We start from the raw sequence: 13,327 nt of genomic DNA, 5'->3' as shown, positions 1-13,327 counted from the left end.
GATGGTACTGCACTCGTGAGGGTGTGGGAGAGTAGGACGCCGCCGGACAATCTTCCAGATTAGGCCACCCCCACCGGGGGTGGCCTAATCTGCGTCTGCCCCCCTTTTTTTGGGTGGTCTTTCCCTGATAGGGGGCATCCGATGACTTTGAGACGCCGGGAACGGGGTTCAGGGCGCCGAACCCGGTCTGCGGTCTGGGCGGGTCAGTTTCGGGTCTGCATGCCGTCGCGCAGGTTGCGCAGCAGGCCGCCGGCGTCGCTGACCGCCCGGCCCGGGAACATCGCCATGACCACGCTGCCGTGGTCGGCCCAGCCGCACACCGCGAAGTCCCCGCCCTCGCCGCTGGTGCTGCCACACTTCAGCACCCCGCCGAGATCGCCCGCGGGCAGCTCCCGCAGACCGTTCACCGCACCGGTCTCGTCCGACATCAGGCGGAAGAGGCTGTCCAGGTCCCGTTCCGGCTGCCAGAGCAGAGTGGTGCCCCCGAAGATGAGCACGGAGCGCTTGTCGTCGGCCGGGTCGCGGTAGACAGTGCCGAAACTGCGGTCCAGTTCGATGTTCGCCGCCAGACCGCTACGCAGATAGTCGGCAGTGCTCTTCGCCCGCTCGCTGTCGTCGCGGGTCAGACCCGCCACCCGATCGGGTGAGGCCAGTTGGGTGTCCTTCTGCTGCGCCACCCGCCACCCACCGACACCAAGCACGCCGGCACCGGCGAGACCGACCACCAGTGCGACGGTCCAACCGATCTTGCGGCGGCGTGACCAGCCGCTGGGCCGCTCGTCGGGGTCGCCTCCGGAGTCCCGGGTGCTCAGCTGGATCGGCTCTTCGGTCAGCTCGACCGGCTCGCGGCCGCCGTCGCGCGACCGCTCGGTGAGATGTGCGTCGGACATAGCCGACACCGTACGCGAACGGCAGGTGGCGCACGTCAGGTCTGCGGAAGCCCTCCGTAGACTTGTCCGGTGACCGAGAGACTGGATGCCCGACGCCCCGACGCCCCGACCCTTGCCGGCCAGTACCAGCCCGGTGAGGTAGAGCAGCGACGGTACGAGCAGTGGGTAGCCGGCGGGCACTTCCGGGCCTCCGCCGACAGCGACAAGCCCCCCTTCACCATCGTCATCCCGCCGCCGAACGTCACCGGCTCACTGCACATGGGCCACGCGTTCGAGCACACGCTGATGGACGCGTTGACCCGGCGTAAGCGGATGCAGGGCTTCGAGGCGCTGTGGCTGCCGGGCATGGACCACGCCGGCATCGCCACCCAGAACCTGGTCGAGCGTCAGCTCGCCGCAGAGGGTCTGTCCCGGCACGATCTCGGCCGGGAGAAGTTCGTCGAGCGGGTCTGGCAGTGGAAGGCCGAGTCCGGTGGCGCCATCCTCGGCCAAATGCGCCGCCTCGGCGACTCCGTCGACTGGGACCGCGAGCGCTTCACCATGGACGCGGGGCTGACCCGCGCCGTCCAGACGATCTTCAAGAAGCTCTTCGACGACGGCCTGATCTACCGGGCCAACCGGATCATCAACTGGTGTCCGCGCTGCCTCACGGCGCTCTCCGACATCGAGGTCGAGCACACCGACGACGACGGCGAGCTGATCTCGATCCGCTACAGCGACGAGGTCGTGGTGGCCACCACCCGGGCCGAGACGATGCTCGGCGACACCGCCGTGGCCGTGCACCCCGACGACGAGCGCTACCAGCACCTGATCGGCACCGAGGTCGAGCTGCCATTGACCGGCCGCCGGATCCCGATCGTCGCCGACGCGCACGTCGACCCGTCCTTCGGCACCGGCATGGTCAAGGTGACGCCGGCCCACGACCCGAACGACTTCGAGATCGGCCAGCGGCACGACCTGCCCGCGCTGACCGTGATGGACGAGCGCGGTGTGATCACCGTGCCCGGCCCGTTCGAGGGGTTGGACCGGTTCGAGGCGCGACCCGCGATCGTGGCGGCGTTGCGGGAGCAGGGCCTGATCGTCGCCGAGAAGCGCCCGTACGTGCACGCGGTCGGGCACTGCTCGCGGTGCAAGACGACCGTCGAGCCGCGGCTGTCGCTGCAGTGGTTCGTCAACACCGCCCCGCTGGCCCAGGCCGCGGGTGACGCGGTGCGCGACGGCCGGGTGCGCATCGAGCCGGCCGAGCTGACCAAGCGTTACTTCGCCTGGGTCGACAACATGCACGACTGGTGCATCTCCCGGCAACTGTGGTGGGGGCACCGCATCCCGGTCTGGTACGGCCCGGCGGGGGAGATCGTCTGCGTCGGCCCCGACGAGGCGCCGCCGACCGGCGAGGGCTGGCACCAGGACGAGGACGTCCTGGACACCTGGTTCTCCAGCGGCCTGTGGCCGTTCTCCACACTGGGCTGGCCCGAGCAGACCCCGGACCTGGCGAAGTTCTACCCGACCAGCGTGCTGGTCACCGGGTACGACATCCTGTTCTTCTGGGTCGCCCGGATGATGATGTTCGGCCTCTACGCGATGGACGGCCGGCCGCCCTTCGACGTGGTCGCGCTGCACGGCATGGTCCGCGACCAGTTCGGCAAGAAGATGTCGAAGTCGTTCGGCAACGTGGTCGACCCGCTGGACTGGATCGACCGGTACGGCGCCGACGCCACCCGGTTCACCCTGGCACGGGGCGCGAACCCCGGCCAGGACGTCCCGGTCAGCGAGGAGTGGTGCCAGGGCTCCCGCAACTTCTGCAACAAGCTCTGGAACGCCACCCGGTTCGCCCTGATGAACGGCGCGCACACCACTGGCGACCTGCCCCCCACCGAGCAGCTCTCCACCGTCGACCGGTGGATCCTGTCCCGGTTGGCGCACGTCACCGCCGAGGTCGACGAGCAGTTCGAGGCGTACGAGTTCGCCAAGGTGTGCGACCTGCTGTACCACTTCGCCTGGGACGACGTCTGTGACTGGTACGTCGAGCTGAGCAAGCCGGTGCTCGCCGAGGGCGGTGAGCGCGCGGAGGCCAGCCGTCGGGTGCTCGGGCACGTGCTCGACCAACTGCTGCGGCTGTTGCACCCGGTCATCCCGTTCGTCACCGAGGAGCTGTGGCTCGCGCTGACCGGCGGCGAGACGGTGCAGGCCGCCGCCTGGCCGGTGGCCGACCGGTCGCTGGTCGACGACGCCGCCGAGGCCGAGCTGGTCGGCGTGCAGCGGGTGGTCACCGAGATCCGTCGGTTCCGTTCCGACCAGGGGCTGCGCCCCACGCAGCGGGTGGCTGCCCGCCTGGACGGGCTGTCCGGCGCGGGTATCGCTGCCCACGAGCCGCTGATCCGTTCGCTGGTCCGGTTGGATCCGGCCGGTGACGACTTCCAGGCCAGCGCCACGTTGGCCATGCCCGGCGCGGTCGGTGTCGCGTTGGACACCCGGGGGTCGATCGACGTGGGCGCCGAGCGGGCCCGGCTGACGAAGGACCGCGCGGCAGCCGAGAAGGAGGTCGCGCAGGCCCGGGCGAAGCTCGACAACCCTGCCTTCATCGGCAAGGCCCCCGAGCCGGTGGTCGCGAAGATCCGCGACCGGCTCGCCACCGCCGAGGCCGACCTGGTCCGGATCAACGCTGCTCTGGAGACACTGCCCTCGTGACCGACCGTACCGAATTCGCCGCCGTCGAGGCCGAGCTGAACGCCCGTGGCTTCACCCGCATGGTCTTCGAGCTGGACCGGATCGAGTCGCTGCTCGACCTGCTCGGCAGCCCGCAGCGGGCGTACCCGGCGATCCACCTGACCGGCACCAACGGCAAGACCTCCACCGCCCGGATGATCGATTCGCTGTTGCGGGCGCACGGGCTGCACACCGGGCGGTACACCAGCCCGCACCTGGAGACCGTCCGGGAGCGGATCAGTCTGGACGGGGAGCCGGTCAGCGAGGAACGGTTCGCGTCGGTGTACCGGGAGATCAAACCGCTGGCCGAGCTGGTCGACGCGCGGTCGGACGAGCCCCTGACGTACTTCGACATGACCACCGCGCTGGCGTTCGCCACCTTCGCCGACGCGCCGGTCGACATCGCTGTGGTCGAGGTGGGCCTCGGCGGTGCCGAGGACGCCACGAACGTCCTCCAGGCCGGGGTCTGTGTGATCACCCCGATCGGGCTGGACCACACCGAGTGGCTCGGTGACACGCTTCAGGACATCGCGCTGGCCAAGGCCGGCATCATCCACCCGGGAGCCACAGTGATCTCGGCGGCCCAGGAGGAGGAGGCCGCTGGCCCCCTCCTCGAACGCTGCGCCGAGGTCGGGGCCACCATCGCCCGGGAGGGCGGCGAGTTCGGCGTGCTGGGTCGGGCGGTCGCGGTCGGCGGTCAGGTGCTCACCCTGCAGGGGCTGGGTGGCGTGTACGACGACGTGTTCATTCCGCTGCACGGTGCCCACCAGGCGCAGAACGCGGCAATGGCGCTCGCCGCCGTGGAGGCGTTCCTGGGCGCGGGGGCTCGACGTCAGCTGGACATCGAGGCGGTCCGGGAGGGCTTCGCCTCGACCAGCTCCCCGGGTCGGCTGGAGCGGGTCCGCAACGCCCCGACCATCCTGCTGGACGGTGCGCACAACCCGCACGGCATGAAGGCCACAGTCACCGCGCTCCAGGAGGAGTTCGCGTTCAGCAAGCTGGTGGCCGTGATCGGCGTACTGGCCGACAAGGACGCGGAAGCGCTGCTGGAGCTGCTGGAGCCGGTGGTCGACCAGGTGGTGGTCACCCGCAACAGCTCGCCACGGGCGATGCCGACGGAGGAACTCGCCGCGCTGGCCGGCGAGATCTTCGGCGACGAGCGGGTGGCCTCGGCCGAGGAGATGCCGGACGCGATCGAGCTGGCGGTGGCGATGGCCGAGGAGGACGTCCCCGGTGAGCTGAGCGGGGTCGGGGTGCTGGTCACGGGGTCCGTGGTGACTGTCGCCGACGCGCGCCGGCTGTTGAAGCGATGACCAGCCCGGAGCGGGACCCGCACCCCACCGAGGACCCGACCGGCGCGCCGGTCGAGCAGCCGGTGGGGGAGGAGCCCACGGCCGGGCAGCCGCGACGCTCCGGGTTGCGCAACCCGGAGCGGGCGGTACGCGGTCTCGGTGCTGGCACGCTCAGCCTGGAGGCGCTGGTGTTGTTGCTGGCGATCCAGCCGATCCGGGTGGTCGGCGGTGACCTCGGCGGCGCCGCGATCGGTGCGGTGGTGGCACTGGCGGTGGCCGCCGTGCTGCTCGCCGGCATGATGCGTCGTCAGTGGGCCTGGAACGCCGGCACCGTGCTCCAGGGCCTGCTGTTGCTGGGCGGTCTGCTGCACTGGTCGCTGCTCGGGCTGGGCATCATCTTCGCCCTGGTCTGGGCGTACGCGTTGCACGTTCGCCGCGTCATTCTCGGCTGACGCCGGACCCGGCCGGCGCCGTCCGAAGGCGGGCCGGGTCAGGCGTCGGCGCGTTCGCGCCACTGGGTGAGGGCGACGCCGTGGCCATCCGGGTCGCGGAAGGCCGCCGCCCACCCCTCCAGCTTGGTGCCCCGGTTGACCACCCGGGGCGCGTACGTGAAGCGGACGCCCGACTCGCGCAACCGCTCGTACGCCGCCTCGATGTCGCTCACCTCAAGGTTGACGTGCACGAGTCGGCGGCTGATGGGCGCCGCCCCGGTCACCTCGCGCAGGACGATCCGGGTCGACCCGGAGGCCAGGACGGCGTTGTGGGCACCCTGGTCGACCTCGCTGAAGCCGAGCACGTCGCGGTAGAAATTGAGCGACCGGGGCAGGTCGGTGACCAGCAGGGTGAGGCCCACCCCGCTGATCGGCGCGGCCGGGTCCGCGGCCGAGTCGGCGTCGAACCCGAAGACCGCCTGGTCCAGTTCCTCGTCGATCGCGGTCGTGCGTGCGGCCCCGGTCGGGGAGGGATCGTCCAGCGGAAGGTCGAGTGGGTCCAGCGGGTCGGCCGCTCCCGGGCCGGACCGCTGCACGGGCGGTGGGTCGAAGCGCTGCGCGGGCGGCGGGTCGAAGCGCTGTGCGCTGGGCTGCTCGACGGGGTCCTCGGCGGGTGGGGCGGTCGTGCCGCTCTGCTCCGAAGCGTCGAACCGGTCGGCGGCGGGCTCGTCGAAGCGCTCCTCGGCGGGCGGGCGCGGTGCCGGGGTGGTTGCCCGTCGAGGCAGCCCACCGGCCTGCGGCTCGACGACGACGCCCTCCAACACCACCGGACCACCGGGGCTCTGGTGCATCACCACGGGTTCGCGCTCCTCGGGCACGACGCCCGGGTCGTCGCGCCTGAGGTCGTCGCGCCGGAGGTCGGCGCGCGAAGGGTCGGTGCGCAGCGGGTCACCGAGCGGGTCGCGGAACGGGTCACCGACCGGATCCCGGAACGGGTCACCGACCGGATCCCGGAACGGGTCACCGACCGGGTCACCGACCGGGTCACGGAAGTCGTCGCGGAAGTCCTCGTCGGGTGCGCGGTCGGCCCACGGCGGCGCGTCCTGCTGGATCAACAGCTCGTCCATCGCCTCCGCGTCGGCGAACTCCGGTGGGAGATCGGCGACGGCAGCGGCGGTCTCGGCATGGGTAGACACCTCGTCCCAGAGGACCTTGACGTGCCGCTGGTCGTCCAACGCGACCCGGATCGGCAGGGTCTGGCCCAGCGACGGCCACTTGGAGACCGGCACTCTCGGCTCGATGATCTTCTTGGACCGCGGCGGCAGACCAGGGGCGTCAATCACCAGTTGCAGTTCGCAGCGGCCGAACGCGTACTGGGTGGGTGGTTCGGAGGCGCTGTGCACGTGCCCGACGCCGACGACCCACGTGCGACCGCCGCCGCGTACGGTCGCCAGCGCGATCGCCAGCACCAGCAGGGCGACCCCGAGGGCCACGATGGCCCAACTCGTCATGCCGAGCCCGAACAGGACGACGAACGTGGCCACGGTGCCCAGCACCGCGCCGATCAGCTTGCGTACCGGCGCGATGGGTCGGTTCCCGCCATTCGCCACAGTGGACCTCCCGGGGTCAGGACCAGGCTAGGCCGGATCGGCCACCGGGGGAAAGACCGGCCGCCGCGCCGGCGCCGGGACCGGGTCGCTAGGCTGACCGTACCGATCCGCAGCGTTCAGCGCGTACAGGAGGAACCCAGCGTGTCCAGCAACAGCCCGGATGAGCGCAGCCTCGTTCTGATCAAGCCCGACGCGGTCCGCCGCGGCCTGGTCGGCGAGGTCCTCTCCCGCTTGGAGCGCAAGGGGCTGCGGATCGACGCTATGGCGCACCGGACGATGGATGCCGCGCTCGCCGACGAGCACTACGCCGAGCACGTCGACAAGGCGTTCTACCCGCCGCTGAAGGACTTCATGACCGGCGGCCCGCTGGTCGCCCTGGTGCTCTCCGGCGACCAGGTCATCGACGTGGTCCGCGGGCTGGTCGGCGCCACCGACGGACGCAGGGCCGCCGCCGGCACCATCCGGGGTGACCTCTCGCTGTCCAACCGGGAGAACCTGGTGCACGCCTCCGACTCGACGGACAGCGCCAAGCGCGAGATCGCGCTCTGGTTCCCCGAGCTGGGCTGACGCCCACCGGCCCGGTGCCGACCGACGACGCCCGGGTTCAGCCGACCGCCGGCACCTTCGCCGGGTTGCCGACCACGTAGATCCCGGTGATCCGTCCGTCGGCCGCCGCGATGGTCAGCGTGTACCGACTGCCGTCCGCGCGGGTGATCAACATCGCCGGTTCCCCGTTGAGCTCGACCGGATCCATTGCCACTCGGTGACGCGGGCCGTACACCCCGGCGTAGAACCGGGCGATCCGGTCGGCGCCGGTGACCGGGTTGAGGGCGGCCCGCGCCCGGCCGCCGCCGTCGTTCCACGCGGTGGCGTCGGCGGCCACCAGGTCGGTGAGCCTCGCCAGGTCACCGTCGCGGGCGGCGGCGAGAAACGCGTCCAGCAGCCGCTCCCGCTCCGGGCGGCTGGCCGTGAACCGACGCTGCTCCTGCCGTACCCGCGCGGTCGCCCGGTGGTACAGCTGCCGACAGTCGGCGACGGACCGGTCCAGGATCTCGGCGATCTCCGCGTACGGCAGGTCGAAGGCCGTGTGCAGGACGTACACCGCCCGCTCCGGCGGGGTGAGCCGCTCCAGGACGTGCAGCAACGCGGTGGAGAGCGAGTCGCGTAGCTCCACCCGGTCCAACGGCCCGAACGGCGAGGGCGCGGTCGGCACCGGCTCGGGCAGCCACGTCCCGACGTACGTCTCGCGGGCCGCCTGCCGGGCGCGCAGCCGGTCCAGGGCCAGCCGGGTGACCACCCGGGACAAGTACCGGCGCGGCTCCTCGACGCGGGCCCGGTCCACACCCAGCCAGCGCAGGTACGCCTCCTGGAGCACGTCCTCCGCGTCGTGCCGGCTGCCGAGCAGGCGGTACGCGAGCCCAAGCAGCATCGGCCGGTGCGCCTCGAGCGCACCGGCCGCCTCCGCTGCCGCCTCGGTGGTCACGCCTGGGCCGGAGGCTCCAGCCGCATCGTCACCCCGATCCGATTCCACACGTTGATTGTGGCAATCGCGATGACGAGGTCGGCCAGTTCCTTCTCCGACCAGACCTTCGCGGCGTCATCCCACACCTCGTCCGGCACCCCGTGCTCGCCGAGCCGGGTGACCGCGTCGGTGAGGGCCAGCGCGGCCCGCTCCCGCTCGTCGAAGAAGGGCGCCTCCCGCCAGGTGGCGACCGCGAACAGCCGCCGGCTCGACTCGCCGTCGGCGAGCGCGTCCCGGCTGTGCATGTCCACGCAGTACGCGCACCCGTTGATCATCGACGCCCGCAGCTTCACCAGCTCCAGCACTGTGCGATCGACGTTCGTCTGGACGTACTTCTCCAACCCCATGACGGCCTTGTACGCCTGCGGTACGACCTCGGTCGGGTTCATCCGTTGCACGACTACCTCCTGATCGGTTCGACGCCGATACGACGGTTGGGCAGGGATGGGTCGTGACAACCGGGGCTGTGACCCCGCTCATGCCGGCGAGGTGGTCGGGGTGGGCGGCTCGACGGCGTGGCGGTGGGCGCGTCGAGTATCGTTGGACCTCGTAAGGCGATGACCCGGCCATCACCGGTGAGCCTCCGGAAGAACAGCCGGGCAACCGGCCCAGTAGAACCGGACGGGTGCGGCCCGTCACAGCCGGCAATGAGCGGGCGGTCGATCCTGACCGCCAAGCGGGGTGGTACCGCGGGCCACGGGAGCGCCGTTCCAGGCGTACCCCGGAAGGTTCGTCCTCGCAGTCCCACGTTGAGTGACTGCACGAGGAGAGCGACCCCCGATGGCCTATCCGTTGCACGACCCGACCGCCGCCGGTGTCCCGGCGAGCCCGGACCTGCCCGCGGTCGAGCGCCGGGTGCTGGAGCACTGGACGGCCGACAAGACCTTCGAGGCCAGCATCGAGGCCCGCCCCGCCGGCACGGACGGCAAGAACGAGTACGTCTTCTACGACGGTCCGCCGTTCGCCAACGGCCTGCCGCACTACGGTCACCTCTTCACCGGCTACGTCAAGGACGTGGTGCCGCGCTACCAGACCATGCGCGGCCGGCACGTCGAGCGGCGCTTCGGCTGGGACTGCCACGGCCTGCCCGCCGAGGTGGTGGCCGAGAAGCAACTCGGCATCACCAGCAAGGCGGAGATCATCGACCTGGGCGTGGACCGGTTCAACGAGGCTTGCCGTACCTCGGTGCTGGAGTTCACCCAGGACTGGGAGCGGTACATCAACCGGCAGGCCCGCTGGGTCGACTTCACCAACGACTACAAGACCCTCGACCTGGACTACATGGAAAGCGTCATGTGGGCCTTCAAGACCCTGCACGACAAGGGTCTGATCTACGAGGGCTTCCGGGTGCTGGCGTACTGCTGGCGCTGTGAGACGCCGCTGTCGAACACCGAGACCCGGATGGACGACGTCTACCGGGACCGGCACGACCCCACCCTGTCGGTGTGGTTCGAGCTGACCGCCGACGAGTCCGCGCCGGAGCTGGTGCGCGGGCCGGTCAAGCTGGGCGTCTGGACCACCACGCCGTGGACCCTGCCGTCGAACCTGGCGCTCGCCGTCGGACCCGACATCGAGTACGCGGTGCTCGAACGCGACGGCGACCGCTACCTGGTGGGGGCGGCGCGGCTGGCCGCGTACGCCAAGGAGCTGGAGTCCTACGAGCAGGTCGGCACGGTGTACGGCCGGGACCTGGTCGGGCGCCGCTACACGCCGCTGTTCGACTTCCTCGTCGAGCAGGCCGGGGAGAACGCCTACCAGGTGCTCGGCGCGGAGTTCGTCACCACCGAGGACGGCACCGGGATCGTGCACCTGGCCCCGGCCTTCGGTGAGGACGACCAGAACGTCTGCAACGCCGCCGGCATCCCCACCATCGTCACCGTGGACGACCACACCCGGTTCACCGCGCTGGTCCCGCCGTACCAGGGTGAGCAGGTCTTCGACGTCAACAAGCCGGTGATCCGGGAGCTGAAGGACCGGGGGGTGGTGCTCAAGCAGGACACCTACACCCACTCGTACCCGCACTGCTGGCGTTGCGACACCCCGCTGGTCTACAAGGCGGTGTCGTCGTGGTTCGTCGCGGTGACACAGTTCCGGGACCGGATGGTCGAGCTGAACCAGGAGATCAACTGGACGCCCGGCCACATCAAGGACGGCTCGTTCGGCAAGTGGCTGGCCAACGCCCGGGACTGGTCGATCAGCCGGAACCGGTTCTGGGGCTCGCCGATCCCGGCGTGGAAGTCCGACGACCCGAGCTACCCGCGCCTGGACGTCTACGGTTCGCTGGCCGACATCGAGCGGGACTTCGGCGTACGCCTGACCGACCTGCACCGGCCGGCGGTGGACGACCTGGTCCGCCCCAACCCGGACGACCCGACCGGTCAGTCGATGATGCGCCGGGTGCCGGAGGTGCTGGACTGCTGGTTCGAGTCCGGGTCGATGCCGTTCGCCCAGGTGCACTACCCGTTCGAGAACGCCGACTGGTTCGAGCACCACTACCCGGGTGACTTCATCGTCGAGTACATCGGGCAGACCCGCGGCTGGTTCTACACCATGCACGTGCTGGCCACCGCGCTGTTCGACCGGCCGGCGTTCCGCAACTGCCTGAGCCACGGCATCCTGCTCGGCTCGGACGGGCGCAAGATGTCCAAGAGCCTGCGCAACTACCCGGACGTCTACCACGTCTTCGACGCGTACGGCTCGGACGCGATGCGCTGGATGCTGATGTCCTCGCCGGTGCTGCGCGGTGGGGACATGGCGGTCACCGAGGCGGGCATCCGCGACGCCGTCCGGCAGGTGCTGCTGCCGCTGTGGAACGTGTGGTATTTCTTCACGCTCTACGCCAACGCCGACGGGTACCAGGCACGGCGGCGCACCGACTCCACCCACCTGCTCGACCGGTACGTGCTGGCGAAGACGAACGAGCTGGTGTCCACTGTCGGCGCGCAGATGGACGCGTACGACATCTCCGGTGCCTGCGCCACCGTCCGGTCCTACCTGGACGCGCTGACCAACTGGTACGTGCGCCGGTCCCGGGACCGGTTCTGGTCCGGTGACGCCAACGCCTTCGACACCCTGTCGACGGTGCTGGAGACCCTCTGCCGGGTGGTGGCGCCGCTCGCGCCGCTGACCGCCGAGGAGATCTGGCGTGGCCTGACCGGGGAGCGTTCGGTGCACCTGACCGACTGGCCGGAGGCGAGCGAGTTCCCGGCCGACCACGACCTGGTCGCCGCGATGGACAACGTGCGGGCGGTCGCCTCGGCGGCGCTTTCGCTGCGCAAGGCCAAGGGGCTGCGGGTGCGACTGCCGCTGTCGAAGCTGACGGTGGCCTCGCCGGCCGCGGAGCAGCTGCGGCCGTTCGCCGACCTGGTCGCCGACGAGGTCAACGTGAAGACAGTGGAGTTCAGCGCGGAGCTGTCCGCGTACTGCGAGCAGGTGTTGACGGTGGTGCCCCGGGCGCTCGGCCCGCGGGTCGGCAAGCAGGTGCAGCAGGTGATCAAGGCGGTCAAGGCGGGCGAGTGGGAGCTGGTCGACGGCGCCCCGGTGGCCGCCGGCGTCACCCTCGCCGAGGGTGAGTACGAGTTGCGCCTGGTCGCCGCCGACGCCGAGCACTCCGCGCCGTTGCCCGGCGGCGAGGGCGTGGTGGTGCTGGACACCGACGTCACCCCGGAGTTGGCAGCCGAAGGGCTGGCCCGCGACGTGGTGCGGGTGGTGCAGCAGGCCCGTCGGGACGCCGACCTGGACGTCTCGGACCGGATCGTGGTGTCGGTGTCGGCGTCCGACGAGGTACGCGCGGCGGTGTCCGCGTACGTCGACTTCGTCGCCGCGGAGGTGCTGGCCGACTCGGTGGACTTCGCCGAGGGCCTGGAGGGCTTCGCCGGCGAGGTCGGCGATGGTGAGCGGGTAACTGTGGTCGTCCGCCGGGTATAACGGACCATCGCCAGGGTGCGGGCGCCTCACCACCTCCGTCCGGGAGGTGTGGAGGCGTCCGCTACCGTGACACCGCCTGTTCGCACCTGATCTGCCGGAGGACCAGTGCCCCTGCTCTACACCATCGGCAAGCTCACCGTGGCGCCCACGCTGCGGTTGGCGTTCCGCCCGACCGTGGAGGGGCTGGAACACGTGCCGGAGATCGGTGGCGCTGTCTTCGCCGGCAACCACCTCTCGGTGGCCGACGAGTTGTTCCTCGGCACGGTAGTGCCCCGGCACCTGGCGTTCTGGGCCAAGTCGGAATATTTCAAGGGCGCCGGCGTGAAGGGTGCGATCTCCAAGTTCGTCCTCACCGGCCTGGGTGCGATCCCGGTCGAGCGGGCCGGTGGCCGGGCGGCGCTGTCCGCGTTCGACGCGGCGATCCCGGCGCTCAAGGGCGGTGACCTGGTGGTGGTCTACCCGGAGGGCACCCGCTCGCCGGACGGCAAGCTCTACCGGGGGCGGACCGGCGCGGCCCGGCTGGCCATCTCGGCCGGCGTGCCGATCATCCCGGTCGGCATGATCGGCACGGACAAGGCGCAGCCGATCGGTGCCCGGGTGCCCCGGCCGGGCACTGCCAAGATCACGGTTCGATTCGGCAAGCCGCTGGACTTCAGCGGCCGACCGGACGACCGCACCTCGCTGCGGCAGATGACCGACGAGCTGATGAGTGAGATCCAGAAGCTCACCGGCCAGGAGTACGTGCCCCGCTACGCCCCGCCGCGCGCCCATCCGGACCCGACCCGCGACGCCTGACCCCGCCGGGCGCACCCTGCCCCGGCCCTTGGCCTCCTGGCCCTTGGCCTCCCGGCCGCGAGGCACCCGGTCTCGAAGGCGGTATACCTCTGAGTCATAAATATGACTCAGAGGTATACCGCCCTCCCCCCGGTGGCCGCGGTGCGCCGTGTCG

At 70.8% G+C, this 13,327-nt stretch carries 10 protein-coding genes; 6 read left to right on the top strand and 4 right to left on the bottom strand.

What is annotated here, in order from left to right:
* Positions 1-203: 203 nt before the first annotated feature.
* On the bottom strand, positions 204-890 hold the full coding sequence (locus ABZ794_RS33580) for a hypothetical protein (RefSeq protein WP_210785315.1): 687 nt from the start codon (positions 888-890) through the stop codon (positions 204-206).
* A gap of 69 nt (positions 891-959) precedes the next feature.
* On the opposite strand from ABZ794_RS33580, the gene ABZ794_RS33575 reads away from it, so the two are divergent.
* The 3 genes from ABZ794_RS33575 to ABZ794_RS33565 are packed head-to-tail and all read left to right on the top strand — an operon-like array spanning position 960 to position 5,340.
* The gene (locus ABZ794_RS33575) at positions 960-3,578 is read left to right on the top strand and encodes a valine--tRNA ligase (RefSeq protein ID WP_357519438.1); all 2,619 of its coding nucleotides are present in this window, start codon (positions 960-962) and stop codon (positions 3,576-3,578) included.
* Positions 3,575-4,909: a folylpolyglutamate synthase/dihydrofolate synthase family protein gene (locus tag ABZ794_RS33570; RefSeq protein WP_210785317.1), complete on the top strand. Its 1,335-nt coding sequence runs from the start codon at positions 3,575-3,577 to the stop codon at positions 4,907-4,909. The genes ABZ794_RS33575 and ABZ794_RS33570 overlap by 4 nt, the downstream gene beginning before the upstream one ends.
* A complete protein-coding gene (locus ABZ794_RS33565) occupies positions 4,906-5,340 on the top strand; it encodes a DUF4233 domain-containing protein (protein ID WP_357519436.1) in 435 nt (144 codons plus the stop codon). The genes ABZ794_RS33570 and ABZ794_RS33565 overlap by 4 nt, the downstream gene beginning before the upstream one ends.
* Positions 5,341-5,378: 38 nt before the next feature.
* Here ABZ794_RS33565 and ABZ794_RS33560 read toward each other — a convergent pair whose 3' ends face one another.
* A complete protein-coding gene (locus ABZ794_RS33560; RefSeq protein WP_357519434.1) occupies positions 5,379-6,929 on the bottom strand; it encodes a VOC family protein in 1,551 nt (516 codons plus the stop codon).
* A gap of 141 nt (positions 6,930-7,070) precedes the next feature.
* Here ABZ794_RS33560 and ndk point away from each other — a divergent pair, with 141 nt between their 5' ends.
* Positions 7,071-7,496, top strand: coding sequence for a nucleoside-diphosphate kinase (gene ndk, locus ABZ794_RS33555; RefSeq protein WP_357519432.1), 426 nt, complete (start codon positions 7,071-7,073; stop codon positions 7,494-7,496).
* A 37-nt stretch (positions 7,497-7,533) separates the two neighbouring features.
* Here the strand turns inward: ndk and sigJ are convergent, their stop codons facing one another.
* Positions 7,534-8,412, bottom strand: coding sequence for an RNA polymerase sigma factor SigJ (gene sigJ, locus ABZ794_RS33550; protein WP_357519430.1), 879 nt, complete (start codon positions 8,410-8,412; stop codon positions 7,534-7,536).
* Positions 8,409-8,849, bottom strand: coding sequence for a carboxymuconolactone decarboxylase family protein (locus ABZ794_RS33545; protein WP_210785320.1), 441 nt, complete (start codon positions 8,847-8,849; stop codon positions 8,409-8,411). The genes sigJ and ABZ794_RS33545 overlap by 4 nt, the downstream gene beginning before the upstream one ends.
* Before the next feature lie 382 nt (positions 8,850-9,231).
* Between ABZ794_RS33545 and ileS the strand changes: the two genes are divergently transcribed.
* Together ileS and ABZ794_RS33535 are read left to right on the top strand one after the other, a co-directional pair.
* Positions 9,232-12,378 (top strand): isoleucine--tRNA ligase, encoded by a 3,147-nt coding sequence (gene ileS / locus ABZ794_RS33540; protein ID WP_238690206.1) that lies wholly within the window; start codon positions 9,232-9,234, stop codon positions 12,376-12,378.
* 105 nt (positions 12,379-12,483) lie between these two features.
* Positions 12,484-13,173 (top strand): lysophospholipid acyltransferase family protein, encoded by a 690-nt coding sequence (locus ABZ794_RS33535; protein ID WP_354946452.1) that lies wholly within the window; start codon positions 12,484-12,486, stop codon positions 13,171-13,173.
* Positions 13,174-13,327: the final 154 nt, after the last annotated feature.

The sequence above is a fragment of the Micromonospora sp. NPDC047187 genome (genome assembly GCF_040643355.1).
Taxonomy (GTDB): domain Bacteria; phylum Actinomycetota; class Actinomycetes; order Mycobacteriales; family Micromonosporaceae; genus Micromonospora; species Micromonospora salmantinae.
Note: the sequence above shows the minus strand (reverse complement) of the source record. Positions and strands in the feature narration are given on the sequence as shown.